At 65.9% G+C, this 22,854-nt stretch carries 30 protein-coding genes; 12 read left to right on the top strand and 18 right to left on the bottom strand.

Annotation, left to right across the window (positions count from 1 at the left end):
* Window position 1: 1 nt before the first annotated feature.
* Genes BB334_RS06750 through BB334_RS18155 form a run of 6 tightly spaced genes read right to left on the bottom strand, consistent with a single transcriptional unit; the run spans window position 2 to window position 4,026 of the window.
* The gene (locus tag BB334_RS06750) at window positions 2-274 is read right to left on the bottom strand and encodes an EexN family lipoprotein (protein WP_232756671.1); all 273 of its coding nucleotides are present in this window, start codon (window positions 272-274) and stop codon (window positions 2-4) included.
* The gene (locus BB334_RS06745; RefSeq protein ID WP_068806024.1) at window positions 271-729 is read right to left on the bottom strand and encodes a hypothetical protein; all 459 of its coding nucleotides are present in this window, start codon (window positions 727-729) and stop codon (window positions 271-273) included. The genes BB334_RS06750 and BB334_RS06745 overlap by 4 nt, the downstream gene beginning before the upstream one ends.
* A gap of 10 nt (window positions 730-739) precedes the next feature.
* The gene (gene virB5 / locus BB334_RS06740; protein WP_068806021.1) at window positions 740-1,480 is read right to left on the bottom strand and encodes a P-type DNA transfer protein VirB5; all 741 of its coding nucleotides are present in this window, start codon (window positions 1,478-1,480) and stop codon (window positions 740-742) included.
* Window positions 1,481-1,514: 34 nt separating this feature from the next.
* Complete coding sequence (locus BB334_RS06735) at window positions 1,515-2,516, bottom strand: relaxase/mobilization nuclease domain-containing protein (RefSeq protein WP_068806018.1); 1,002 nt, start codon at window positions 2,514-2,516, stop codon at window positions 1,515-1,517.
* Window positions 2,513-3,046 carry a plasmid mobilization relaxosome protein MobC gene (locus BB334_RS06730; RefSeq protein WP_068806015.1) on the bottom strand — a complete coding sequence of 178 codons (534 nt, stop codon included), beginning with the start codon at window positions 3,044-3,046 and terminating at the stop codon, window positions 2,513-2,515. The genes BB334_RS06735 and BB334_RS06730 overlap by 4 nt, the downstream gene beginning before the upstream one ends.
* Entirely contained in the window at window positions 3,043-4,026 is a 984-nt protein-coding gene (locus BB334_RS18155) for a hypothetical protein (protein ID WP_158014372.1), read from the bottom strand. Before BB334_RS18155 ends, BB334_RS06730 begins: the two co-directional genes overlap by 4 nt.
* 69 nt (window positions 4,027-4,095) lie before the next feature.
* Between BB334_RS18155 and tnpA (BB334_RS06725) the strand changes: the two genes are divergently transcribed.
* The 3 genes from tnpA (BB334_RS06725) to tnpC (BB334_RS06715) are packed head-to-tail and all read left to right on the top strand — an operon-like array spanning window position 4,096 to window position 6,474.
* On the top strand, window positions 4,096-4,413 hold the full coding sequence (tnpA, locus tag BB334_RS06725) for an IS66 family insertion sequence element accessory protein TnpA (protein WP_068804612.1): 318 nt from the start codon (window positions 4,096-4,098) through the stop codon (window positions 4,411-4,413).
* The gene (gene tnpB, locus BB334_RS06720) at window positions 4,413-4,772 is read left to right on the top strand and encodes an IS66 family insertion sequence element accessory protein TnpB (protein WP_068804609.1); all 360 of its coding nucleotides are present in this window, start codon (window positions 4,413-4,415) and stop codon (window positions 4,770-4,772) included. The genes tnpA (BB334_RS06725) and tnpB (BB334_RS06720) overlap by 1 nt, the downstream gene beginning before the upstream one ends.
* Before the next feature lie 22 nt (window positions 4,773-4,794).
* Window positions 4,795-6,474 (top strand): IS66 family transposase, encoded by a 1,680-nt coding sequence (tnpC, locus tag BB334_RS06715; protein WP_068806079.1) that lies wholly within the window; start codon window positions 4,795-4,797, stop codon window positions 6,472-6,474.
* Between the two features lie 91 nt (window positions 6,475-6,565).
* On the opposite strand, the gene BB334_RS06710 is transcribed toward tnpC (BB334_RS06715), so the two are convergent.
* Window positions 6,566-6,787: a plasmid-related protein gene (locus tag BB334_RS06710; RefSeq protein WP_068806262.1), complete on the bottom strand. Its 222-nt coding sequence runs from the start codon at window positions 6,785-6,787 to the stop codon at window positions 6,566-6,568.
* A 24-nt stretch (window positions 6,788-6,811) separates the two neighbouring features.
* Between BB334_RS06710 and BB334_RS18605 the strand changes: the two genes are divergently transcribed.
* Window positions 6,812-7,027 (top strand): hypothetical protein, encoded by a 216-nt coding sequence (locus BB334_RS18605; RefSeq protein WP_158014371.1) that lies wholly within the window; start codon window positions 6,812-6,814, stop codon window positions 7,025-7,027.
* Between the two features lie 48 nt (window positions 7,028-7,075).
* On the opposite strand, the gene tnpC (BB334_RS06705) is transcribed toward BB334_RS18605, so the two are convergent.
* The 3 genes from tnpC (BB334_RS06705) to tnpA (BB334_RS06695) are packed head-to-tail and all read right to left on the bottom strand — an operon-like array spanning window position 7,076 to window position 9,454.
* The gene (gene tnpC / locus BB334_RS06705; protein WP_068806079.1) at window positions 7,076-8,755 is read right to left on the bottom strand and encodes an IS66 family transposase; all 1,680 of its coding nucleotides are present in this window, start codon (window positions 8,753-8,755) and stop codon (window positions 7,076-7,078) included.
* 22 nt (window positions 8,756-8,777) lie between these two features.
* Entirely contained in the window at window positions 8,778-9,137 is a 360-nt protein-coding gene (gene tnpB / locus BB334_RS06700; protein WP_068804609.1) for an IS66 family insertion sequence element accessory protein TnpB, read from the bottom strand.
* Window positions 9,137-9,454, bottom strand: a complete 318-nt coding sequence (gene tnpA / locus BB334_RS06695; RefSeq protein ID WP_068804612.1) for an IS66 family insertion sequence element accessory protein TnpA — start codon at window positions 9,452-9,454, stop codon at window positions 9,137-9,139. Before tnpA (BB334_RS06695) ends, tnpB (BB334_RS06700) begins: the two co-directional genes overlap by 1 nt.
* 177 nt (window positions 9,455-9,631) lie before the next feature.
* On the opposite strand from tnpA (BB334_RS06695), the gene BB334_RS18145 reads away from it, so the two are divergent.
* A complete protein-coding gene (locus BB334_RS18145) occupies window positions 9,632-10,975 on the top strand; it encodes a hypothetical protein (RefSeq protein ID WP_232756670.1) in 1,344 nt (447 codons plus the stop codon).
* A 162-nt stretch (window positions 10,976-11,137) separates the two neighbouring features.
* On the opposite strand, the gene BB334_RS06685 is transcribed toward BB334_RS18145, so the two are convergent.
* The gene (locus BB334_RS06685) at window positions 11,138-12,022 is read right to left on the bottom strand and encodes a pirin family protein (RefSeq protein ID WP_068806009.1); all 885 of its coding nucleotides are present in this window, start codon (window positions 12,020-12,022) and stop codon (window positions 11,138-11,140) included.
* A 67-nt stretch (window positions 12,023-12,089) separates the two neighbouring features.
* Window positions 12,090-12,983 carry an alpha/beta hydrolase gene (locus BB334_RS06680; RefSeq protein ID WP_083200329.1) on the bottom strand — a complete coding sequence of 298 codons (894 nt, stop codon included), beginning with the start codon at window positions 12,981-12,983 and terminating at the stop codon, window positions 12,090-12,092.
* A gap of 384 nt (window positions 12,984-13,367) precedes the next feature.
* Here BB334_RS06680 and BB334_RS06675 point away from each other — a divergent pair, with 384 nt between their 5' ends.
* From BB334_RS06675 to arfB, 4 genes are all read left to right on the top strand, one after another.
* On the top strand, window positions 13,368-14,297 hold the full coding sequence (locus BB334_RS06675) for a mechanosensitive ion channel family protein (RefSeq protein ID WP_068806003.1): 930 nt from the start codon (window positions 13,368-13,370) through the stop codon (window positions 14,295-14,297).
* An 83-nt stretch (window positions 14,298-14,380) separates the two neighbouring features.
* Window positions 14,381-14,659 (top strand): VF530 family protein, encoded by a 279-nt coding sequence (locus BB334_RS06670; protein WP_068806000.1) that lies wholly within the window; start codon window positions 14,381-14,383, stop codon window positions 14,657-14,659.
* Entirely contained in the window at window positions 14,656-15,510 is an 855-nt protein-coding gene (locus tag BB334_RS06665) for a PA4780 family RIO1-like protein kinase (RefSeq protein WP_068805997.1), read from the top strand. Before BB334_RS06670 ends, BB334_RS06665 begins: the two co-directional genes overlap by 4 nt.
* Before the next feature lie 18 nt (window positions 15,511-15,528).
* Complete coding sequence (arfB, locus tag BB334_RS06660; RefSeq protein ID WP_068805993.1) at window positions 15,529-15,933, top strand: alternative ribosome rescue aminoacyl-tRNA hydrolase ArfB; 405 nt, start codon at window positions 15,529-15,531, stop codon at window positions 15,931-15,933.
* 15 nt (window positions 15,934-15,948) lie between these two features.
* Here arfB and BB334_RS06655 read toward each other — a convergent pair whose 3' ends face one another.
* Window positions 15,949-16,314: a hypothetical protein gene (locus tag BB334_RS06655; protein ID WP_068805990.1), complete on the bottom strand. Its 366-nt coding sequence runs from the start codon at window positions 16,312-16,314 to the stop codon at window positions 15,949-15,951.
* 221 nt (window positions 16,315-16,535) lie between these two features.
* Between BB334_RS06655 and BB334_RS06650 the strand changes: the two genes are divergently transcribed.
* Window positions 16,536-16,856 (top strand): c-type cytochrome, encoded by a 321-nt coding sequence (locus tag BB334_RS06650; protein WP_232756669.1) that lies wholly within the window; start codon window positions 16,536-16,538, stop codon window positions 16,854-16,856.
* Window positions 16,857-17,029: 173 nt separating this feature from the next.
* On the opposite strand, the gene BB334_RS06645 is transcribed toward BB334_RS06650, so the two are convergent.
* From BB334_RS06645 to BB334_RS06625, 5 genes are all read right to left on the bottom strand, one after another.
* The gene (locus tag BB334_RS06645; RefSeq protein WP_068805987.1) at window positions 17,030-17,332 is read right to left on the bottom strand and encodes a DUF3817 domain-containing protein; all 303 of its coding nucleotides are present in this window, start codon (window positions 17,330-17,332) and stop codon (window positions 17,030-17,032) included.
* Between the two features lie 172 nt (window positions 17,333-17,504).
* A complete protein-coding gene (locus BB334_RS06640) occupies window positions 17,505-18,008 on the bottom strand; it encodes a hypothetical protein (protein ID WP_068805984.1) in 504 nt (167 codons plus the stop codon).
* Between the two features lie 176 nt (window positions 18,009-18,184).
* Complete coding sequence (locus BB334_RS06635; RefSeq protein WP_068805982.1) at window positions 18,185-18,919, bottom strand: ZIP family metal transporter; 735 nt, start codon at window positions 18,917-18,919, stop codon at window positions 18,185-18,187.
* A 109-nt stretch (window positions 18,920-19,028) separates the two neighbouring features.
* Window positions 19,029-19,514 (bottom strand): ferritin-like domain-containing protein, encoded by a 486-nt coding sequence (locus BB334_RS18140; RefSeq protein WP_068805979.1) that lies wholly within the window; start codon window positions 19,512-19,514, stop codon window positions 19,029-19,031.
* Between the two features lie 31 nt (window positions 19,515-19,545).
* Window positions 19,546-20,508: a radical SAM protein gene (locus BB334_RS06625; RefSeq protein WP_068805976.1), complete on the bottom strand. Its 963-nt coding sequence runs from the start codon at window positions 20,506-20,508 to the stop codon at window positions 19,546-19,548.
* Window positions 20,509-20,765: 257 nt separating this feature from the next.
* Here BB334_RS06625 and BB334_RS06620 point away from each other — a divergent pair, with 257 nt between their 5' ends.
* A complete protein-coding gene (locus tag BB334_RS06620; protein WP_232756668.1) occupies window positions 20,766-21,968 on the top strand; it encodes a TsoY family (seleno)protein in 1,203 nt (400 codons plus the stop codon).
* A 165-nt stretch (window positions 21,969-22,133) separates the two neighbouring features.
* On the top strand, window positions 22,134-22,850 hold the full coding sequence (gene prxU / locus BB334_RS18435) for a thioredoxin-dependent peroxiredoxin (RefSeq protein ID WP_083200328.1): 717 nt from the start codon (window positions 22,134-22,136) through the stop codon (window positions 22,848-22,850).
* Window positions 22,851-22,854: the final 4 nt, after the last annotated feature.

Raw genomic sequence — 22,854 nt, 5'->3', positions numbered from 1 at the left:
GCTACTTGCCTCCCAACTTGAGGTCGGTGCGGGGTTGTACGTTGAGCGTGCCGCGTTTGCCGGCGTCGGCGCGCGTTGTCGCGCGCTCCGCATTGATGCAGTTCGGTGTGGCCGACAATTCGCCTGGGTTGCTTCGGCATTGTTGCAGTCTGTCTGCGCGCTCGGTCGGGTGCGCCAGAAACCAATCGACGGTTTGCGTCGGATCGGGGTCTGGAGCGCAGGCGGTGACTACGAAGAGGAGGAGAACGCCGGAGGCGATCGTGTTCTTCATCATCGTTCCTCCCGCACGGCTTGCTGTGCCCTTTGCTGGCCCGCCAGGGTGTTCAGTGGTTCTGGTCTCTCCAATGAGTCCAGAACGCGAAGCGCGTAGGCGAGTTCTGCCGCTGAGATGAGGCGCAAGGCTGCGACCGTACGCAGCGCTTCGATCCGCGTCGCCGCCCAGGTGGTTGCGTGGTTGGTCCGTCCGTACAGGTGTGCGAACAATGGAAGGCCTCCTACCGAAACGGCGCAGAGCAGGAGCGGCGAAGTGTCGTTGGCGAGTCCGTAGATCGTCCCGACGATGAAGGCGCTTCCGGTGCAGATCGCCACGAGGTCAGCCGTGGCGAGGCTCGAGTCTCGGCGCAGGACTTCACCGCGAAAGCCGAGCAGATTGAGCGCATGCCAGAAGCGGAGGATGAAGAAGATCCCCAGGGCGATGATTGGGAGTGGGAGGAGGGTCAAAGTTGTCATGATCTGTTCCTCACTCACGGCCAAGGGAGAAGTGCATCGGTGCTACCCCGAGCGTTCCACGGCGCGCGGCGTCGCGCATCTGGAGTTCGTGCGCCTGACGCTTTTGGATTGCGTCTTCCGCCTGGGCGATGATCTGGAACATCTGCAGCTTGGTGGCTTCGTTCTGGATCATGGCCTGTTCGCTGGCGATGCGGCCTTGCAGCTCTGCGATGGCCTTCGGGTCCTCCGTGCCGTTGATCCGATTCATCAGCTGCTCGATCTGTGACAGCCGTTGCTGCGCGCGCTCATAGGCTTCTGTGGCAAACGCCTTGTCCTGGGCACTCTTCACGGCACGAGCCTGGCATGCGATGCGTTCGTCGTCCGCCGGGATGTGCGCGCAACCATCAAACTTCCTGGTCGCGTCGTAGATCGTTTGGGCTGTGCCCGAGAGGCCGGCGTAACCACCGGTTCGGACCAAGTCGTAAACGGTTTGCCAGTCGTTCGGCAGATACTCCCGATACCGCGGATCATTCAGGATGGTGCCCAGGTTTCGGGAGCCGGTCAGCGCATCGTATTGCTGCTTCATCTGGTCGAGCTGGGCCTTCATCTGTGAGATCTGCTCGACATATTTGGCGATGCTTTCGATGTGGTTCATGACGTCGGTCGCAATGCTTGCCCCGTCGGTGACGGGAATCTGCGCATGGGCGCCGGATGCCTTGATCAGCATCCAGCCTGCGACAACGCATATCACGAGTGCCTTGATGATGTTCATCGACGTGTTCCTTGTGGTGGGTTGGTGGAAGAGGTCAGCGGTCGCGGTCTTGACCGGTTGAGCGCTTGAGAGCCGGCTCGGCAACTGGTGTGTCTCGGCTCGCCGCTGGGGGATTGCGATCTCGCAGCGCCGGCATCTGCCGGACAAAGTCGACGACGCCCATGGCGAGTCGGCGGTCTTCGTTGTTCGGCGATCGGGCGAGGCCGGCTGCGATCTGCCGGTATGCGGTGAGTGCTGCACGTTGGCTTGCGCTGAAGTTGTCTTGCGCGCGCTGCGGTGCCTGCTCTGTGGTGAGCAGAGAGGCCTCACGGCGGACACGACTGGTCTTGTGGATGGTCTGCTGTCGCTTCGAGCGCTTGCTTACGCCGCGGGCGGTTCGTGGTGTGGCGTTGGCTCGGACGCCTTGCTCACGAAGTCTCTCGGCGAAGTGCTCGCGCCACCGTTGTAGATCCGCCTTGCGCGGGTTGAGGCGAGTGCCGTCAATGCCCTGTGCTTGCACGCACAGATGGACGTGGGGGTGTTTCTCGTCGTCGTGTGCTGCAAAGACGTAGTGGTGATTGGCCGAGAACTCGCTCTGGGCGAAGCGTCGTGCCGCCCGGGTAACCGCATCGCGGTTGGTGCCTGGTGGCATCGAAAGGACGATGTTGAAGGCTTCCCGGCGCCGGCTTTCCATGGGAATGCCGTACAGGCCGTGAGTCCATTCGTGCTTCAGGTCATTCACGGCCGCACGTCCGTCGACGTGCTCGCAAGCGTCGTTCTCCAGCGTCACCTTGCCGTTGCGGGAAATGTAGTCAAGGTGCGCGGCGATCTGGCGCATCCCCTTTCCGCCACCGGATATCTTCACCATGACCTCGGGCGCTTTGCTGATGGTTTCCGTGAGCTGACGGCGGACCCCTGTCGGTGTGCTCGGCTTGGAATGGGTGGAAGCGGCCACGGTAGTACGCGTGATCGTCAGCTTGGCGCCTCGCGGGCGGATCGGTGCGTAGAACAGCCGGTCGCCCCATTCCTTGAGGACGCCATCAATCTCGACGGTCATTTCAGTACCCACCGATCAAGGTTGGCGCGCATCACCATCGTGACTTCCTGGGTGTGCGAGGCGATCACCTGGTGGAGCGCGTCGATGCGCTCCTTGGTCAGACGATCTGGAAGACGTCGGTCGAGATTGGCCTGGCGTGCGATCTGGTTGAGGTTGCGGCCAATGGCGAGCAGGCGCGAGTTGGATTCGCCAAGGGCGCGCAGCTCCACCATGCCGAACTGGGGTTGATGGGTCAGGCATGCGCGGATCAGGTTGATGATCCATTGGTTCGGTGAAACGCCTTCGAGCGCCGCCGTGGCCTTGATGGCGGAGAGTTCGGAGGTCGATAGCCTTAGCTCGATGCGCACGCGTGCATGATCGGGGTCGGGAAGTTGCGTGCTGACTGGCTTCATCCCGTCAGCTGCCGCGCTGGTCAGCTTGACGATCACCTGGCGGATAGCGGCGCTCGGGGTGAGGCCGGATTGCCTGCAGAACTGCACCCAGCGGTTCTTCAGGTTGTCTCCCAGGTGGACGCTGAGGATCTTGCTCACCTTGGCGCCTCCTCGTCGTGAAGGCGTTGGTCGGAATCCGGTGCGGGGGCACCGCGCAGGATCTGTTTGATGGCCTGCTTGGACTTCGCCACTACCTCGGGCGACGCGCGACGCGCAGGCGCACGGCGTGAAGCGGATTCTTGTTCGGCACGCTGCCTGCGCAGTCGGTCGGCTGCGGCACGTTGCCCCCAGCTCACGGGTTTGCCGGCGGCAAGGCGCTTTGCGAGGCCTGCGATGACTGCGTGACGGTCAACGACCGGACCAGCGTCGATATCCGCAAGTCGGTCACTCCACACGTCGGCGAGTTGCTGCGGTTCACATCCGTAACGGTCTGCTGTCGAGAGGATGGTGTCGTGGTCTGCGGCAGCCGCTGTGGAAAGGTGTAGCGAGGTTGTGGTGCTTTCCGGCTCGTCGGGATGGAGGGGATGGGGGAGGATTCTTTGAAACTTCTTGGGATTCTTATTGGGAATAGATTCCGCAGATTCCCGACTCTGGATGCCGCGCTTCCCGGGGACTAGTTGCCGGATTTCACGGAGTCTAGATTCCGTGAAATCGTCAATCTGATGATTCGTAGGTGTTTTTTCTCGCGGTGCCGCCAGGAACCGAACGTAGTTCATCGGATCGACGCGATAGTGGAGTCGCGCTGGCTGGCCGCGACGGGCTTCGTGCAGCAGCCCGCCCTGCTTCAGGCGGTTACGGGCACGTGACTGAGCGTCCGGGCCGACTCCCAGCATGTGTTCCCAGCTGCCGCAGGCGGCAAATACGCTTCTCGGCTCTGTCGGCGGAGTGCCGGTCTGCGGAAGGTCGAACCATCCGCTGTTCTTCTGGGAAAGCGCGGACAAGTAGGCGGCTTGCGCGAGCATGGCGGCTGCAACGAGGTCGCCGTCGAGGCGACTGACCAGCGCAATCGGAATGCTCAGGCGCGGCCCTTCGATCGTGCGAATCAGCTCCGCAGGGTCGATCAAGTGTAAGCGCTCCACGAACCCCATCCTTACGTAGCCCTGGGTGAGCCCGCATGCTTCGGCTTCCGTTTTCCGGGGAGCACGAGCATGTCGGAGCGCAGCACGTTTTGGTTGTCGCACCTGTCGGCGATCGAGGCCGAGGGCATCACCACGAAGGCCTACGCCGAGCGCGAGGGCCTGTCGCCGCAAGCGCTTTACCAATGGCGTAAGCGCCTGGTGGCCGGCGGTCGCCGCAGCCGCGCCAAGCTTGGCGGATTCGTTCCGATCCAGATCGAGCCTTCGATGACGGCCCGCACGGGCTGCACGGTAATGATCGGCGCACAGCTGCGGCTCGAGTGCGCGACGCTGCCCGGCGTCGACTGGCTGGCCGCGCTGTCGGCGGCGCTCTCGGAGCGGAGGCGCTGATGCATCCGGGGCACACCATCGGCGCGGTGTATCTGTACCGGCCGGCGATCGACTTCCGCAAATCCATCGGCGGGCTGTCGGCGCTGGTCGAGCAGGAACTGGGGCTAAACCCGTTCGGCGACGCGCTGTACCTGTTCATCAACCGCCGCCGCGACAAGCTCAAGGCGCTGTACTGGCACCGCAACGGCTTCTGCCTCTGGTACAAGCGACTCGAAGCCGAGCGCTTCGCCTGGCCGGCGGCCGAGGCGGGCCAGCCCACCTGCACGCTGACGATGAAGGAGCTTGAGTGGCTGCTCGAAGGCTTCGATCTGTGGGCGGCTAAACCGCATAAAACGCTGCATTACCAATCAGTTACGTAGCATGATCGGGTATAATTCCGGCATGCCGCAACGTACCGCCGTCCCTCGCTCGAACCCCGCCGTCGGCGTGTGCGCATCCGTCCTCCCCGAGCAGTTGCCCGACGATCCAGCGGCGCTCAAAGCTTTGCTGCTGGCACAGCAGCAGGCGTTCGAGGCACGTGAAGCCGAACGGCAGGCAGCCTTTGATGCCCGCGAGGCGGAACTGCAAAAGGCCTTCGAGGCGCGCATCCTCGAGATCTACGAGCAACTACGCCTGGCGCGTCGGCGCATGTTCGGGCCCAGCAGCGAATCGCACGCGGGCCAGGGCTGGCTCTTCGACGAGGCCGAAGCGCTGGCCGCATCCGCACCCGAGGCGGACGACACCGCGACTCTGCCGCCCCCGGCCACCGAGCCGTCTGGCCAGACCCCGGCCGACGCCGGCAAGAAGAAGGCGCGCGGCAAGCGCAAGCCCTTGCCCATCGAGCTGCCGCGCATCGACGTCATCCATGACGTCCCCGAGGCCGAGCGCACCTGCGCCTGCGGCACGCCCATGGTCGAGATCGGCCAGGACGTCAGCGAACAGCTCGATATCGTGCCGATGCAGGTGCGCGTGCTGCGCCACATCAAGAAGCGCTACGGCTGTCCCAAGGGCGACCAGGCGCCCGTCAGCGCCCGCGCCCCGGCGCAGGTGCTACCCAAGAGCAACGCGAGCAACGACCTGCTGGCGATGCTGCTCGTCACCAAGTACGTCGATGGGCTGCCGCTGGCGCGTTTCGAGTACGTGCTCGCCCGCGCAGGCGTGCTCGTGCCGCGCCAGACCCTGGCGCGCTGGGTGATCGGCACCGCACGGGCACTGCAGCCGGTCGCCAACCTGATGCGCGATGTGCTGCTCGGGCACGACGTCATCCACATGGACGAAACCCCGGTCCAGGTGCTCAAGGAGCCTGGCCGGGCGGCGACCAGCAAGAGCCAGATGTGGGTGCAGCGCGGTGGCCCGCCGGGTAGGCCGGTGATTCTCTTCGAGTACGATCCGAGCCGCGCGCAGGCGGTGCCCTTGCGCCTGCTCGAAGGCTGGAAGGGGCATCTGATGGCCGACGGGCTCGAGAGCTACGGCGCCATTGCCTTCACCGAAGGGGTGACCCGGCTCGGTTGCTGGGTCCATGCACGCCGTCGTTTCGTCGATGCCGGCAAGGTGCTGCCCGAAGGCAAGCGTGGTCGCGCCCACGAGGCGCTGGCCCTGATCGGCAAGCTCTACGCCATCGAGAAGGAGGCGCGCGAACTGAACGACGCCGAGCGTCTGGCGCTACGCCAGAGCCGAAGCCGTGCCGTCATCGGTGAGCTTCGCGGTTGGCTCGATCAGGTGCTCCCCACCGTGCCGCCCACCTCGATACTCGGCGGTGCCCTAGGCTACCTGCATCGGCAGTGGCCGCGACTGACGCGCTACCTCGAGCGCGGCGACCTGCCGATCGACAACAACCCGGCCGAAAACGCCATCCGACCCTTCGTCGTTGGGAGGAAGGCGTGGCTCTTCTCGGACACCCAGGCCGGCGCGCGTGCCAGCGCGCTCATCTACTCGCTGATCGAGACCGCCAAGGCCAACAACGTCGAGCCGTACCTGTGGCTGCGCCACGTACTGCGCGCCTTGCCTACCGCGACCACCGTCGAACACTTCGAGGCCCTCCTGCCCTGGAGTCTCAAGGCTGAGCAGTTGATCACAGCGTAGCGAGCCCCGGAAGGATGGGGTTCGTGGAGCGCTTACGATCAAGTCGGAAAAGTCGTTGGCGCCGGGAGGGAGTGCTTTCATCGGAGGCCTGTCAGGCGACGGACTCATCGATGAAGCGCGACAGGTGCGTCACGCTGAACAGCACCCGGCGACCGATGCGCCGCTTGGCCGGGCGGAGCTTCTCGGCAACCTCGTTGTTGCCAGCGAGGGTGAGCCGCAGACCTTCAGGGCTACGGTTAAGAACTTCGGCGACCTGCTGGATGGTCAGGAGGGGGCTGCCGTAGCGTTGGAGGAGGATTTCTTCGGTCGTCACGCTCATACTCCCAGGGAAGGAAAGTTGAGCGAATTTTGGCCGCTTAAATGCCTATGTCAAACCATCGACTTTTTCCAACGTGTTGAAAATGAACAAAATATAGTGGTTTGGCTTGCGTTATTGGGTGCCGTTGAGAACAAACTTGATTGGATCGGTAACGAAAGTGATCGTCTTGGACAAGCGCACATGGTCAAAGCTGTTGTCGTTTCTCGATTATTGCTGTGTGCTATTGAAAATTAATGAGGATTGAATGTAAGCGCTCCACGAACCCCATCCTTCCGGGGCTCGCTACGCTGTGATCAACTGCTCAGCCTTGAGACTCCAGGGCAGGAGGGCCTCGAAGTGTTCGACGGTGGTCGCGGTAGGCAAGGCGCGCAGTACGTGGCGCAGCCACAGGTACGGCTCGACGTTGTTGGCCTTGGCGGTCTCGATCAGCGAGTAGATGAGCGCGCTGGCACGCGCGCCGGCCTGGGTGTCCGAGAAGAGCCACGCCTTCCTCCCAACGACGAAGGGTCGGATGGCGTTTTCGGCCGGGTTGTTGTCGATCGGCAGGTCGCCGCGCTCGAGGTAGCGCGTCAGTCGCGGCCACTGCCGATGCAGGTAGCCTAGGGCACCGCCGAGTATCGAGGTGGGCGGCACGGTGGGGAGCACCTGATCGAGCCAACCGCGAAGCTCACCGATGACGGCACGGCTTCGGCTCTGGCGTAGCGCCAGACGCTCGGCGTCGTTCAGTTCGCGCGCCTCCTTCTCGATGGCGTAGAGCTTGCCGATCAGGGCCAGCGCCTCGTGGGCGCGACCACGCTTGCCTTCGGGCAGCACCTTGCCGGCATCGACGAAACGACGGCGTGCATGGACCCAGCAACCGAGCCGGGTCACCCCTTCGGTGAAGGCAATGGCGCCGTAGCTCTCGAGCCCGTCGGCCATCAGATGCCCCTTCCAGCCTTCGAGCAGGCGCAAGGGCACCGCCTGCGCGCGGCTCGGATCGTACTCGAAGAGAATCACCGGCCTACCCGGCGGGCCACCGCGCTGCACCCACATCTGGCTCTTGCTGGTCGCCGCCCGGCCAGGCTCCTTGAGCACCTGGACCGGGGTTTCGTCCATGTGGATGACGTCGTGCCCGAGCAGCACATCGCGCATCAGGTTGGCGACCGGCTGCAGTGCCCGTGCGGTGCCGATCACCCAGCGCGCCAGGGTCTGGCGCGGCACGAGCACGCCTGCGCGGGCGAGCACGTACTCGAAACGCGCCAGCGGCAGCCCATCGACGTACTTGGTGACGAGCAGCATCGCCAGCAGGTCGTTGCTCGCGTTGCTCTTGGGTAGCACCTGCGCCGGGGCGCGGGCGCTGACGGGCGCCTGGTCGCCCTTGGGACAGCCGTAGCGCTTCTTGATGTGGCGCAGCACGCGCACCTGCATCGGCACGATATCGAGCTGTTCGCTGACGTCCTGGCCGATCTCGACCATGGGCGTGCCGCAGGCGCAGGTGCGCTCGGCCTCGGGGACGTCATGGATGACGTCGATGCGCGGCAGCTCGATGGGCAAGGGCTTGCGCTTGCCGCGCGCCTTCTTCTTGCCGGCGTCGGCCGGGGTCTGGCCAGACGGCTCGGTGGCCGGGGGCGGCAGAGTCGCGGTGTCGTCCGCCTCGGGTGCGGATGCGGCCAGCGCTTCGGCCTCGTCGAAGAGCCAGCCCTGGCCCGCGTGCGATTCGCTGCTGGGCCCGAACATGCGCCGACGCGCCAGGCGTAGTTGCTCGTAGATCTCGAGGATGCGCGCCTCGAAGGCCTTTTGCAGTTCCGCCTCGCGGGCATCAAAGGCTGCCTGCCGTTCGGCTTCACGTGCCTCGAACGCCTGCTGCTGTGCCAGCAGCAAAGCTTTGAGCGCCGCTGGATCGTCGGGCAACTGCTCGGGGAGGACGGATGCGCACACGCCGACGGCGGGGTTCGAGCGAGGGACGGCGGTACGTTGCGGCATGCCGGAATTATACCCGATCATGCTACGTAACTGATTGGTAATGCAGCGTTTTATGCGGTTTAGCCGCCCACAGATCGAAGCCTTCGAGCAGCCACTCAAGCTCCTTCATCGTCAGCGTGCAGGTGGGCTGGCCCGCCTCGGCCGCCGGCCAGGCGAAGCGCTCGGCTTCGAGTCGCTTGTACCAGAGGCAGAAGCCGTTGCGGTGCCAGTACAGCGCCTTGAGCTTGTCGCGGCGGCGGTTGATGAACAGGTACAGCGCGTCGCCGAACGGGTTTAGCCCCAGTTCCTGCTCGACCAGCGCCGACAGCCCGCCGATGGATTTGCGGAAGTCGATCGCCGGCCGGTACAGATACACCGCGCCGATGGTGTGCCCCGGATGCATCAGCGCCTCCGCTCCGAGAGCGCCGCCGACAGCGCGGCCAGCCAGTCGACGCCGGGCAGCGTCGCGCACTCGAGCCGCAGCTGTGCGCCGATCATTACCGTGCAGCCCGTGCGGGCCGTCATCGAAGGCTCGATCTGGATCGGAACGAATCCGCCAAGCTTGGCGCGGCTGCGGCGACCGCCGGCCACCAGGCGCTTACGCCATTGGTAAAGCGCTTGCGGCGACAGGCCCTCGCGCTCGGCGTAGGCCTTCGTGGTGATGCCCTCGGCCTCGATCGCCGACAGGTGCGACAACCAAAACGTGCTGCGCTCCGACATGCTCGTGCTCCCCGGAAAACGGAAGCCGAAGCATGCGGGCTCACCCAGGGCTACGTAAGGATGGGGTTCGTGGAGCGCTTACAGTGGTCGACGCTGCGCTGTGTCGTCATCGGAATCTGGTAGAAAATGGATTCTCGCAAGCAAAGACCCCGCAGACCAACAACACGCTTCGCTCCCTTGCATACTGAATTGCCCACCACCTCTCCTCGCCGCCGCACGCTGGCGGCTGTGCTGCTGTTTGCGATGACGGTGCTCGCCGCGCTGGCGGGCACCGGGCATGGGCCGCCCGTGTGGATCGCCGGGCTGGCAGCCTGGGGCGCGGCCGTGCTGTTGTGGCCACAGCTTGCGCGGGCGCAGAAGCGCCAGGCGCTGCTGCTGGCGGGCGCGGGCGTGGTGGCCTTCGGCGTCGCACTGGGGCGCGGGGGCAGCCCGAGCTTGCTGGGCTTGCTGACGCAGAACACCGCGCTGCTGGGCATGCTGGCGGCGGTGAGCTTCCTGCGCCTGCTGCGCACGCCCGAGGCCGGCAGCGCAGGCCTGCCCAAGGGCCGCGGTGCGCTGTGGCGCACCTTGGGCGCGGTGCACGTTCTGGGTGCAGTGATCAACCTGTCGGCGGTCTTCATCATGGCCGACCGCATCGGCCCGGACGGCAAGCCGCGCCAGGACCAGGCGGCCGTGCTGGTGCGCGCCTTCCTCGCCGCGGCGCTGTGGTCGCCCTTCTTTGCCGCCACCGCGGTGGCGCTGACCTATGCGCCCGGCGCCAGCCCGCTCGGCCTGGCCGCATCCGGCATGGCGCTGGCGGTGGTGCTGCTGTGGCTCGCCGGCCGCGACACCGAGCGCAGCAGCGGCAACCGGGCGGCCGATTTCATCGGCTATCCGATGCAGGCGTCGGCGCTGAAGGTGCCCGCGGTGCTGGCGGTGCTGGTCGGGGCCGGACATTGGGTGGTGCCCGAATGGGCGGCGCTGGCGGTCATCAGCCTGGCCGCGCTCGCGGTGGTGTGCGTCGTGGTGCTGGCCCAGCAGGGCGCGCGGGCGGGCGGCCGTGCGCTGTATGGCCATGTGCGCGACCGCCTGCCGGGCATGTCGGGCGAGCTGGTGCTGTTCCTGTCGGCGGCGGTGTTCGCCAGCGGGCTGCGTGCGCTGATGGACAGCGGCGGGCTGTGGCTGCCCTTTTCCGCGTTCGGTGTGACCGAGGCCGCGCTTGTGCTTGCGGTGATGATCCTGCTCGCTGCGCTCGGCATCCACGCGGTGATCACCATCGCCATGGCTTCGGCCTGGCTGGCGCCGCTGCAACCGGAACCGACACTGCTCGCGCTGGTGTTCGTGCAGTCGTGGGCGATCGGCCTCGCCGCCGGGCCGATGTCGGGCATCCACCTTGCGTTGCAGGGCCGCTACGGCCTGTCGGCCGCACAGCTCGCGCGCGCCAACGTGCGCTACTGCCTGCAGGCCTATGCGGCCGCGGTGGTGTGGCTGGCGGTGATCGGCAGTGTGCTGGACGTGGAGTTGTTGCCGGCCTGGGGCTGACGCGTATCGCGGGGCTCCATTGCTATCCGCGCGTGTAGCCTTCGGCCCAGGTCTTGCGGTCCTTGATCCAGACAGGTGTCAGGATCGGCAGCAGCCAGAGTCGAGCCCCCAGCGTCGCAAGGTTTTCAGGCTGATCTTCCAGCGGGCGGCGAGCTGCCTTTCTCATCCGCCGTTTTGCCACGGAATCGGCGGCGCCACCAGCCGCCGGGCGCGGCCGTCGCCGACCGTGCCGAAGCGCGCGTCGCGTTCTTCCCATGCTGCTTGCGCCTGCGCGATGTCGGCCTTGTCGAAGCCGACGAAGTTCCACCACACCAGCACCGGTTGTTCGAACGGCTCGCCACCCAGCAACAAGGCGCGCGCGCCTGCGGGCAGGGCCAGGTTCAGGTCCCGACGCCCTCTGCCGAGATAGGCGAGCTCGTCGGTGCGGATGGTGTCGCCGTCGATCGTCGCGTCGCCCACGAGCGGCATCAAGCCGTACTCGAAACCGGGATCGAGCTCGAGCGTGAGCGCGCTCGTTGTGTCGCAGGCGATGTCGATGCCGACCAGCGGCGAATGGATGCGCGCCGGCGCGCTCCGCTGGCGGTAGCGACCGGCGAGAAGGGTCAGTTCGGCGCCGCCCTCGCGCCATTGCGGCAAATCGGGGTAGTGCGCGAAAGCCGGGTCGCAATCCTGGTCCTCCGGCGGCAGGGCAATCCAGAGCTGCGCCGCATGCAAGCGCTCGCCGTCGCGCAGCGAATCCTCGGTGTGGGCGATGCCGTGGCCGGCGGTCATCAGGTTGACCTGGCCGGGGCGGATGAGCTGTTCGTTGCCCAGGCTGTCGCGATGCAGGACCTCGCCCTCGATCAGCCAGGTGAAGGTCTGCAGGCCGATGTGGGGGTGCGCGCCGACGTGCAGGCCCTTGCCCGGCTCGAACTGCACCGGGCCGGCGTGGTCGAGGAAGCACCAGGCGCCGATCGTCCGCTGCTCGCGATTGGGGAGGGTGCGGCGGACGAGCAGGCCGTCGCCGAGGTCGGCGTTGCGGGGCGGGATGCGGACGATCGGGTTCATGGTCAGTGTCCTTGTAGGTGACGTGTCGCGGGCCGCCTGCCTCGTGCCACGCTTCATGCAGTCCAGTCTAGTCGCGATGCAAGCACATTCCACCGCGCGGCCGCAGGCATCGACGCGAGTACGACGTTCCGGCGGGACCATCGGAGCTTTCCCCCACCACGTCTTCCACGGAGAACGAGGCGGCCCGGCCGCTTCCGCAATGGCGCGCGAGCCAGTTTTCGACGTGCTCCGCGACTTCCTCCCAGCCCGGCTCGGCGAGAATCCAGTGGGCGTGATTCGCGAACGCCATGAAGCTCGCCACGTGCCGGTACTTCCTTGCCACCCGCCAGGCGACGCTGACCGGCACGATCCGGTCCGCGTTGGCGCCGACGACCAGGACGGGACACCTCACCCGCGAAGCCGCCACCCTCGACGCGCGCGCCGAGTCCAGCGGCCAATAGCCGATCTCGAAGATCACGCGGCCCGACTCCGCAACGAGGCGCTCGTAGGCGTCCGCCTGCTGGCCTTGGGGCAGTCGGTGGAGCAATGCGTAGACGGCATCGCGGAAGCCCAGTCGCGCCGGCTTTCGCCAGAAGCCCCATGAGCGCTGGATGGACCAGAAGCTCCGGATCACCGATGGCGTCACCGCGACGACGCCGGCAGGGGCGGCGGGCGTGAGCAGGACGAGGGCGCTGCACAGACCGCGGGCTGCCAGCATCTGGCCAAGCAGCCCGCCCATCGAGTGCCCCATCAGGATGGGCCGGGTGTCGAGCTGGGCGAGCTCGCTTTCGAGCGCAGCCACGTAGTCGATAAGACTCGCGCTGCCCAGGCGAGGGTCGGGATCCGCGGTGGGCGGGCTACCGTGATAGGGCAGGCTGGCGACGACACAGCGGTAGCCGGCGCGCTCGAAGAAGCGGCGATAGTGCTCCCAGCACCAGGGGCCGCCCCACATGCCGTGGATCATGAAGATCGTGTCCGTCATCGTCATCCCTCCCGCCGCCTTCGCATCCAAGCCCGCCCACGCAGCACGGAGCCCGCGCAGATTCCACTGTAGCCGCCCGCAGCACGCCGTCCAGGCCGGCCGTCGTCGCTATCCACTACAAATGAGACCGGACAGGCTTTTCCTTGATCTGCTCTGGCAAGTCCTTGAAATCACGGAAAAGAGCCCCATCTGGAAGCGGTCAGTCGTTACCGCCGCGCCAATCCGTTTCCCAGATGTCACAACAAGGAGCTTCGGCCTCGTGAGATTCGTCATGCCCATCGACCAGATACCTGCCTGGCCGCGACGCCGTCTGACGCATCTCCCGGTGGATGACGCGCCCAACGCGTGTCCCCTCCCGCAGGCCCGACGCGAGCGAGCTGGGCAATGAAGGCGCCCGAAGCGTTGGCGCCGATCCCATCCTGGCTTCGCGCCGCGGCCGGATTCGTCCTGCTCGTGCTCGCCGCGGTCTTCGCCGAACCGGCGTTCCGCCTCCTGCCTGCGGATCACGCCGTGCAGCCCTGGTTCGACCCCGCGCGCAACGCAGCGATGGCGCTGGCGGTGTTCGCCGGGGCGCGCCTCATCGATGCGCTGCTCACTGCCCGGCTTTCGCGGCGCCGCAAGGGGCAGCGACCGGTACCGAAGGTGCTCCTCGACCTGTTCCGGGTGTTCCTCTACGCGCTGGCGACCCTGGTCGCGCTGTCGCTGTTCTTCCGGCAGGATCTCTCCGGCATCCTGACCGGCTCGGGGCTCGTGCTGGCGGTGCTCGGGTTCGCGATCCGCAACGTGGTGGCCGACACCCTGTCGGGTATCGCGCTCGGCATCGAGGCGCCGTTCCGCATGGGCGACTGGGTCCGCATCGAAAACCTCGCGCAGGGCCGGGTGCAGGAGATCGGCTGGCGGACGACGCGGCTGGTCACCCGCGACAGCACCTACGTGATCCTGCCCAACAGCCAGATCTCGCGGCAGCGGATCACCAATTTCAGCGCGCCGCGCAAGGAGTATCGCGACCATGCCGAACTGATCCTGCCGGTGAGCCTGCCGGTGGCGGCGGCCAAGGCGCTGATGCGCGAGGCGCTGTCCGCGGCCGAGAGCATCGTCGAGGGCAAGCCACCGGAGGTGGAGGTCGTGCGCTACGGGCCGCAGGGCATCTGCTATCGCGTCAAGTACTGGGTGCCGCAGCACGACCGCGAGCCGGTGTGTCGCAACGAGGTCTTCAGTCTGGTCGACGCTGCGCTGCGCGAGAAGGGCGTCGCGCTCGTGCCGGCGCCCATCACGTCACCCTGCCGACAGGAGGCGGGAGACACGGAGAATTGACACGCCTGTCGGTCGGGAGTACTAGTCAGTCCCCCCTGCGGCCAGCGCTCCGCATAACCCTCAGCCCGGACGCGGGAGCATCGATGACGGCACCACAGCCCAACAACCCGCTGCACGGCCTGACCCTGGAGCGGATACTGAATGAACTGGTAACGCGCTTCGGCTGGGCGGGGCTCGGGCGGCGGATCGACATTCGCTGCTTCAATCACGAGCCCAGCATCGCCTCCAGCCTCAAGTTCCTGCGCCGCACGCCGTGGGCGCGCGAGCAGGTGGAGGCGCTTTATCTCGATACCCTGCGAGCGGCCACCGGGCCGACCGCTGCGACCGACCGCAACACACCGAGGAGCAAATCGAACACGTGAAGACCCCGAGCAGAATCGAGCCGCTGGTGGCCGACGGCCTCGTCGACCGCGTCATGCGCCAGCTCATGAGCGGCAAGGAAGCCATGGTCTATGTCGTGCAGTGTGGCGACGAGCTGCGCTGCGCCAAGGTTTACAAGGAAGCCAACAAGCGTGGCTTCCACAAGGCGGCCGACTACGTCGAGGGGCGCAAGATCAAGAACAGCCGCCAGGCGCGCGCGATGGCCAAGGGCTCGCGTTACGGGCGGCAGGAGCAGGAGGCCGCCTGGCAGCACGCGGAGGTCGACGCGCTGCGCCGGCTCGCTGCGGCGGGCGTTCGCGTACCGACACCGTACGATTTTCACGAGGGCGTGCTGTTGATGGAGCTGGTGACCGACGAGGACGGCGAACCGGCACCGCGGCTCAACGACCTCGCCCTCGGCGAAGACGATGCCCGACGCTTCCACGCCGATCTCGTGCGCCAGGTCGTGCGCATGCTCTGCGCCGGCATCGTTCACGGCGACCTCTCCGAGTACAACGTGCTGGTCGATCGCGTGGGGCCGGTGATCATCGATCTGCCGCAGGCGGTCGACGCCGCGGCCAACAACAACGCGCGCGCCATGCTCGAGCGCGACGTCGACAACCTCGCCGCCTACTTCGGCCAGTTCGCCCCCGATCTGCGCGGCACCGAGTACGGCAGGGAGATCTGGTCCCTGTACGAATCCGGCAAGCTTCACCCCGAGGTCGAGCTCACCGGGGTCGTCGCCGCGGACGAGGCGCCGGCGGACCTCGGCGAAGTGATGCAGGTCATCGAGGCCGCGCGCAGGGAAGAGGCCGCCCGCCAGGCGGGCAGGGCGGCGGTGGGCACGGACTGAAGCTCGAGGCGGATTCTCATGCGGCCCCATCTGCGCGTCTCCCCCGACGAAGTCGAGATCACCGCGATCCGCGCCCAGGGTGCGGGCGGGCAGAACGTGAACAAGGTGTCGAACGCGGTGCATCTGCGCTTCGACATCGCCGCCTCCAGCCTGCCGGAGGAGGTGCGGACGCGGCTGATGCAACTCGGCGACCAGCGCATCAGCAAGGACGGCGTGGTGATCATCAAGGCGCAGAAGTTCCGCAGCCTGGAGAAGAACCGGGCCGAGGCGCTGCGCCGGCTGGAAGAGCTGATCGACCGTGTTGCCGCACCGCCGCGGACGCGCCGCGCCACGCGGCCCACGCGTGCCTCGGTCACGCGACGCCTGGAGGGGAAGGCACGGCGCGCATCGGTGAAGGCGGGGCGGGGGAAGGTGGGCGAGTAGGGCCGCGGGCGGCAGTCAGTCGGCGTCGAGCAGCCGCACGCATTCGTCCATCAGCGAGCGCGTCAGGTCGGATTCGTAATTGGGGTCGAGCGCTTCCATCATCTCGTGCGCGGTACGCAGCCCCGCCTCGCGCGACAGCGAGTCGGCGATCTGGCGCGCCAGGTCGTCGCTGAGCTCCGACAGGCGGCGACGCTCGGCCAGCGCCAGACTGCGCCCGGTGCGACCGAGCCAGTCCGCGACGAGGCTCGCGCCCTGTGCGGCGGTAGGCCACTGGCCGTGCTCGTAGAAGAGCGACAGGCGCTCGGCGGTGAGGGCGAAGAGCAGCGCGGCGCGCGTGCCGCGGCTGTCGGCGGGGGATGGGGGAGCTTGCTGCGGGCGCATTGGTCGGATTCGGGCGTCGGTTGGGATCTGGCAGGGATGGTACTTGCCCCCGCCCTCATTGGATCAGGCTTTTCTCGGGCAGGGACGTCTGGTTTTGTGATCCGAGGGTGGCGTCGCTTCGCTCCGGCAGTTGCTTCTTCCGCTGCCGCGACGTCGCTTCGCTGGGGTATCGTTGTGGCTCGCGGCAGTCGCTCGCCGCATCCTGCGAGGAGGCAGCGTTCGTGAACCCGATTGTCGCATCGGCGGCATGCGCCGCGATGCTGTTGCTGATCAGTGCGCCCGCTTCCGCGTCGGCCGAACTGGCGCGGACGAAGTACTGCATGAACTGCCACGGTTTCGGCAGCGGGATCGTCGGGCCAGGCTATCGGGAGATTGCCGTCCGGCGTAGCGGCGAGCCCGGCGCCGAAGCCTCGTTGGCGCAACGCATTCGCCACGGAAGCAGCGGCGAATGGGGCAGAACGGCGATGCCGGCGAATGCGGTCAGCGCCGATGAGGCCGCGCAGCTCGCACGCTGGATCCTCTCCCTGGCGCCTGGTCGCTAGGCCTTGGCTTGGCGCGCGAGGAGTCCGCAGTCCCAGGGAGGGCCGGATGCCGCGTCTCGGAGGCCGCGCACGCGGTCGACCTCACCCCCTCGCCGTGTTTCCCGGACGCCGAAATCCGGCTAGGGTTTTCTTGATAGGAAGTCTCACCCTGGGTGAGCTGGTGCATCGAAGAATCAGGGCCGGAGCTCGGGATAAGTCTGGCGCAAGCGGTAGTCGGCGAAGAATGCGCCGAGTGGCAGCAAGGCACCCACGAGCAGCAGCAGTGCGAGGCCGGGACGCAGAATGCCTCGGGCAAGTGCGCTCAAGGTCGCGGCCGCGAGCGATAGAAAGAGTGCGCCATGCACCGGCCCCAATATGCGTGCGCCGAGCGGCTGGTCGAGCAGGTATTTGACGGGCACGGCGACGAACACGAGCGCCAGCAGCGCAAGGCCATCAGAGAAGGCGAGCCAGTAGAGGATCTTGCGATGGGTATGCACAAGGCGGTCCGGGTCGAGTGGATCGGCGGGAGGGATTAAAGTATCAGGAAAAACTGATAGATATATGGTGAAGCGTCTTGCTGCCACATCCCGTCAGATCTGGCAGTATGCGGGCCACTGTGTCAGGCAGGCACTGTTTGCTTGCGCGTGTCGTCGTCGCGTCGTGGCCCGTTCAGAGCATGAACATCAGTTTTGCCAGCACGACGATACCGATTCCGAGCCCCATCGCCAGATAATGCACTGCCTCGAAGCGGTCGATGCGGAAGTCTTCCGGCCCGCCGGTCACGATGAGAAAGTGCTTGAGGTGACCGCCGGCGCTGCGGCTGCGATGCTGCATGAAGACAAACGGTGAAGTGGCGAAGATGGTGAGCAGTCCGAGGGCGAGGCTCATCTTGACGGTGAGCATCATGCCGAAGCGGGTGTCGATGAACGCCGCGAATCCGCCGAAGCTTTCGATGTAACCGAAATACATGTAGAAGCCGGTGATATAGAGCGGGATCACGGCGAAGGGGTAGGTGCGGCGGATACGTCGGAAAAGGTAGAACTCCACCTGTTGAAACAGCTCGTCGCCGATCAGCTTGCGTACCGGTTCGAGAATCAGGACCTCCATCGCGACGGCGCCGACGAAGAGCACCGCGCACAGGAGGTGAAACATCACGACGAGTTGGTGGTCCATGACTGGCTCCTGCGCTAATCGATAATGGGAATGAGTCGCAATATAGATCAGAGGTCGCCGACGATGACTTGATGCATGTTAAGAATGGCCTTTGAGCAGTCAGAATCGCCGCGATGGCGCCTCGGCAAGCAGCGTTGGCCGGGCTGGACGCCTCCGCCAGCTTCTCCGGACGTTCTTCAGGCTTTGGACATGACGATGATGACGGCCACGAGCACGCCACCGCCCAGCGCCACCAGACTGAACCTTTTGGCCTCCCTTTCCGCGCGCGGAAGCAGATGGGTCGCGCCGACATAGACGAGCGCCCCTGCGGAGAGGGCGAGAAGGGCGCCGAGCCTCTCGGTCCCCACCTGGCTGACGAGCGGGTACGAAGAAAGCATCCCGAGCGGTGTCGTCCCAGCGGCTGCAAAGGCGGCGAGCAGCAGTGCCTTGCGCTCCCCGAAGCCGGCGTTCAGCAGCAGCAGGTAGGTGATGATCCCCTCGGGGAATTCGTGGAGGACCATCCCCAGCGTTGCCAGCGAGCCGGTGAGAATGCTCACGTTGAAGGCGATGGAATAGATGAAGCCGTCGATGAAGGAGTGAAAGCCGATTCCCAGCATCGGAATCAGGCCGATGACGTAATCCCTGCGCTCGGGACTGCGCTCGCACACGAAGGCCGTCACGAAACGGTTGAAGAGGTGAAGACCGAGGAATCCGCTCAGCAGCCAGGCCGGTGCAGCCGCGTTCATGGTGAATGACTTCGGGATGATGTGGAGAAACGAGGCCGAGATCAGCACGCCGGCTGCGAAGCAGACGAAGTAGGTCATGTTCTGCTGACCCCACGCGGCAAAGCGCCGGATCGTGTAGATGCCGAGGGAGGTCACGATGGCGGCCAGGACGCTGGTGCCGAACGCGATCCAGAAATGGCTGCTCATGTCCCCTGTCTCCCGTTTTTGCGCCGAACCGACAGCTTGCCCGGCGGCGGCCGGCGTCGTCACCGCCGAGTCGTCGACCCGCTTCGCCGTTCGCTGTGCCTGCGGCTCCTCAGGCGCGACCGCCGCGCCACCGCCGCCCCGGCCCGGCACCGCCGCGGCCAGGGCCGCCGCCCGCGCCGCCGCGCTCGACGCAGCGCTCGACGCAGCGCTCGAAGGCGGGTAGATGGCGTTGCTGCGAGGCTTCCTGGAGTCTGCGCAGGACCTCGAGGATCTCGGGCCGCCCGACGGCCGCGAGCAGGCGGTCATACATTTCGGCGTTGGCGATCTCCGCCGCGACCCCGGCCTCGCAGGCGGCCAGCAGGCTGGGATAACGCTCGACCCGTCCCGGCCAGGTGTTGTCCGGCACCGGCAGGGCGAACTGCCGGAACAGCGACAACAAGGCCTCGATGTGGCGACCTTCCGCGTCCCTGATGTGAATGAACGGCGCCACCTCGCCGAAGTCGGAGATCACCTGATCGTAAGTCGCCCAGGCGTGGTACTCGTCGTCGAGTGCCTCGTGCAGCACGCGGATGTCGTTGTCGTTGAGCGCATTCATTGCATGATCTCCATGATGGTTGTCGCGACTTTCATTGGCGAGTGTCTCGGTTGCTGCGCGAAAGGCGACGCAGATAGAAGGTTTCGCCCTCATGCTCGAGCCGTCGCAGATCTCCGCTCGCGAGCAGTCCTTCGACCACCTCCATGCCGGCGCCGGCCTTCTCGGCCAGGGCGCGAACGACCGACTCGCGCAACGGATGTACCGCGCTGATGGCGAGAATCTCGGCCGGCAGGTCGCCACCGAAGGCGAATACGTCGCCTTCGTACTGGGTCAGCAGTTCCACCTCGACCCCCTGGGTGCTGAGGATCTGATGTGCTTGCAGCACGACCGACTCGTCCGGCCCGCGGATGCCGCTCACGGCAGGCGGGCGGTGGGGGATGGCGAGATAGGCGCGCCCGATGCCGGCCTCGCCCATGAAGCGCGCCAGCGCCCGGCAGTCCTCGATCCCATCGTTCATGCCGGCGATCAGCATGGTCTCGCTCACCAGCTGGCCCTCGAATTCACGGGCGAAGCGCTTGATCCCCGACAGAATGTCGGCCAGGCGCAGCACGCCATGAGGTCGATTGACGCGGTCCCACACTGCCGGGAGGACGCTGTCGATCTTCACGCTGACCCAGTCGGCCCGGCTCAGGGCTTCGCGCACTTCGGCCTGCCAGATCAGCGAGGCATTGCTGATGACCGCGATCGGCAAACCGAGCTCGCGCAGTGCGTCGATCGATTCGGCCAACCGGAAATCCAGCGTGGGCTCACCATCCGGGACGAAGGTAAGGTAGTCGACCGTTTCGCCGCGGGCCCGCACGGCGTCCACCCGGGCTCGGACCTGCCGCAGGATTTCCGCCGGCGCCAGGAAGGGGCGGCGGATGAGTTCTTCCTCGTGCGTCGGACCCACCTGGCAATACACGCAGGAGTAGCTGCAGTGCTTGGGCGGGATATTGTTGATCCCGAGGCTGCGACCGAGGCGACGTGAAGGAATGGGGCCGAATGCAATGTCCATGAGCGTAGTCCTGCAACGAGTTGCGTGGGCGGCGCAGAGCGCGGGAGAGAAGATTTCCCATCCGCTTGCGTTGAAATCAAGCAAACAGCGTGCCTTCTGACTCGTCGATTACAGGCCGCCTGTGGGCCGTAACACGCGCCGCTTCGCCTTCAATATTGGCCCGGATCCTGCTTAGGTGAAGGTGGCTGACAGTTTTTGGCATACCTTTGGACGCGCATGTGAAGGCGCACGAGCGGAGAGTGGAGATGCTTCAAAGAATGTCTGGATCGTCCTATCACCCCAGCTACTGGCTTGCGGCCCTGGGTGCCGGCGGGCTCTCGGTGTCGTTTTTCATGTACCTGATGTGGTTGCTGCCACACCCGGGCTTTCCGATGCCCACCTGGGAGCATCTTCAAGGAGTCTGGACAGGCGGGGCCGAGATTTCAACATCCGTCCGCTTCGTCTCGATGGCGGCCACGCTTGCCGTGATCGTGCTCGCTGCGCTGCACTTTGCCCTGCTGTGGTGGAACATCCGCGAATATCGCGCGCCCGCCAACCGGCCGGACCTGGATGCCCTGCGTGACACGCCGGCGGAAGTGCAACTGATGGCGGTGCCGCTCACGCTCGCGATGACGGTCAACGTCGGCTTCGTGCTCGGCGCGCTGTTCGTGCCGGGCCTGTGGTCGGCAGTGGAGTACCTGTTCCCCTTCGCGCTGATCGCCTTCCTTGCGATCGGCTGGAGCGCCCTTCGCATCTTCGGGCGCTATCTCTCCCGATTCCTCGTCCACGGGGGATACCGCGGCAGCGAGCACAACCACCTCTCGGCCCTGCTCGCGGTGTTCACCTTCTCCATGCTCTCGGTCGGTTTTGCCGCACCCGCGGCGATGTCGCACCTCAAGCTGGTTTCCGCGCTTGCGGCGACGCTCTCGATCCTCTTCTTCGTCATCGCCATCACCGTTGCCGTGATCGTGCTGGTGGGCGGCGCCGCCGCGATGATGACGCACGGGCTTCAGCCCAAGGCGACGCCGAGCATCTGGATGCTGGTGCCAATCCTCACGCTGCTCGGCATCGAATGGGTGCGGCTGCGGCATGGCCTGGCGCATCACTTCTCTTCCGGAAACGACAGCGGCGGGATGTTCTACATGCTGACCGCGATCTTCATGCTGCAGATCGGCGTGATGCTGATCGGCCTGCGGGTGATGCAGCTCAATGGCTATCTGCGCCTGCACCTGGCGGGCGAGGGGCGCGACCCGGTGAGCTTCGGCCTCATCTGCCCCGGCGTGGCCCTGTTCGTCATGGGAATGTTCTGGTGGCACCTGGCCTGGGTCGATAGCGGCCTGATCGCGAAATACAGCGCAGGCTATTGGATTGGCATCGGCCTGCTCGCCATCGTCCAGCTCGCAACGCTGCTGGCGCTGCTGAGGCTTTCGTGGACCCTGATGCTCGGACGCGAGACGAGGATCGTCGGGGTCGATGCATGAGGGCTGCCCGGTGTATCCGGCCCGCATTGACGCGAGGGGCGGGCGGCCCTACCCTCGACAGTACGAACGGGGCGCCATCCACGTAGCCGGCAGTGTCCCGTCCGCACCCTTCGGCCAGCAAGGAGAAGGGCCTTTCCAATCCCCTGCATGACGTGGGAGGTGAATATGGAAGAGCAGGATGTATCGTGTTCGCGCGTATCGGGTGCGGTACCCGACGCGCCGGTCGAAGCGGACCAGGTCCCGGCCGAGTCCGCAAGCCAGAGGGAGGTGCCCAGAATGGTCGCACGCGTTGGACAGAAGGCGCCGGATTTCGCGGCGCCCGCCTACTACCAGGGAAGCTTCACCAACGTGAAGCTGTCCGATTTCGCTGGCAAGTGGGTAATGCTGTGTTTCTACCCCGGTGACTTCACCTTTGTCTGAGCAACAGAAGTGTCTGCGGTCGCAGCGCAATATGATGCTCTTCAGGCATTGGATGTAGAGGTCCTTTCAGTCAGCGTCGATAGCCATTTCGTACACAAGATCTGGAACGACGAAGAATTGTCCAAGATGGTCGATGGCGGTGTGCGTTTCCGCATGGTGTCCGATCAGGCGGGCAACATCGGGCGCGCCTACGGCGTCTATGACGAGCAGCAAGGCATCGAGATGCGTGGCCGTTTCATCATCGATCCCGATGGTGTGATCCAGGCCATGGAGGTGATGACGCCGCCCGTCGGTCGCAAGCTCGCCGAAACCGTCCGCCAGGTGCAGGCCTTCCAGCATGTCCGGGCCACCGGCGGCAAGGAAGCCACGCCCGCCGGCTGGGAGCCCGGAAAGCCCACACTCAAGCCGGGGCCCGACCTTGTAGGCAAGGTTTGGAAGGTCTGGAATCCCTCGATGGAGTAGCTCC

Origin of the sequence: Thauera phenolivorans, assembly GCF_001696715.1 — a bacterium.
Classification (GTDB): Bacteria; Pseudomonadota; Gammaproteobacteria; order Burkholderiales; family Rhodocyclaceae; genus Thauera; species Thauera phenolivorans.
Note: the sequence above shows the minus strand (reverse complement) of the source record. Positions and strands in the feature narration are given on the sequence as shown.

Bases quoted from the DNA above. Each gene is read 5' to 3' on its own strand.
- BB334_RS06750 (WP_232756671.1), bottom strand. From the start codon at position 274: ATGATGAAGAACACGATCGCCTCCGGCGTTCTCCTCCTCTTCGTAGTC.
- BB334_RS06745 (WP_068806024.1), bottom strand. From the start codon at position 729: ATGACAACTTTGACCCTCCTCCCACTCCCAATCATCGCCCTGGGGATC.
- virB5 (WP_068806021.1), bottom strand. From the start codon at position 1,480: ATGAACATCATCAAGGCACTCGTGATATGCGTTGTCGCAGGCTGGATG.
- BB334_RS06735 (WP_068806018.1), bottom strand. From the start codon at position 2,516: ATGACCGTCGAGATTGATGGCGTCCTCAAGGAATGGGGCGACCGGCTG.
- tnpA (WP_068804612.1), top strand. From the start codon at position 4,096: ATGTCGGAGCGCAGCACGTTTTGGTTGTCGCACCTGTCGGCGATCGAG.
- tnpB (WP_068804609.1), top strand. From the start codon at position 4,413: ATGCATCCGGGGCACACCATCGGCGCGGTGTATCTGTACCGGCCGGCG.
- tnpC (WP_068806079.1), top strand. From the start codon at position 4,795: ATGCCGCAACGTACCGCCGTCCCTCGCTCGAACCCCGCCGTCGGCGTG.
- tnpC (WP_068806079.1), bottom strand. From the start codon at position 8,755: ATGCCGCAACGTACCGCCGTCCCTCGCTCGAACCCCGCCGTCGGCGTG.
- tnpB (WP_068804609.1), bottom strand. From the start codon at position 9,137: ATGCATCCGGGGCACACCATCGGCGCGGTGTATCTGTACCGGCCGGCG.
- tnpA (WP_068804612.1), bottom strand. From the start codon at position 9,454: ATGTCGGAGCGCAGCACGTTTTGGTTGTCGCACCTGTCGGCGATCGAG.
- BB334_RS06685 (WP_068806009.1), bottom strand. From the start codon at position 12,022: ATGAACCCGATCGTCCGCATCCCGCCCCGCAACGCCGACCTCGGCGAC.
- BB334_RS06680 (WP_083200329.1), bottom strand. From the start codon at position 12,983: ATGACGGACACGATCTTCATGATCCACGGCATGTGGGGCGGCCCCTGG.
- BB334_RS06675 (WP_068806003.1), top strand. From the start codon at position 13,368: ATGAAGGCGCCCGAAGCGTTGGCGCCGATCCCATCCTGGCTTCGCGCC.
- BB334_RS06670 (WP_068806000.1), top strand. From the start codon at position 14,381: ATGACGGCACCACAGCCCAACAACCCGCTGCACGGCCTGACCCTGGAG.
- arfB (WP_068805993.1), top strand. From the start codon at position 15,529: ATGCGGCCCCATCTGCGCGTCTCCCCCGACGAAGTCGAGATCACCGCG.
- BB334_RS06655 (WP_068805990.1), bottom strand. From the start codon at position 16,314: ATGCGCCCGCAGCAAGCTCCCCCATCCCCCGCCGACAGCCGCGGCACG.
- BB334_RS06640 (WP_068805984.1), bottom strand. From the start codon at position 18,008: ATGGACCACCAACTCGTCGTGATGTTTCACCTCCTGTGCGCGGTGCTC.
- BB334_RS06635 (WP_068805982.1), bottom strand. From the start codon at position 18,919: ATGAGCAGCCATTTCTGGATCGCGTTCGGCACCAGCGTCCTGGCCGCC.
- BB334_RS18140 (WP_068805979.1), bottom strand. From the start codon at position 19,514: ATGAATGCGCTCAACGACAACGACATCCGCGTGCTGCACGAGGCACTC.
- BB334_RS06625 (WP_068805976.1), bottom strand. From the start codon at position 20,508: ATGGACATTGCATTCGGCCCCATTCCTTCACGTCGCCTCGGTCGCAGC.
- BB334_RS06620 (WP_232756668.1), top strand. From the start codon at position 20,766: ATGTCTGGATCGTCCTATCACCCCAGCTACTGGCTTGCGGCCCTGGGT.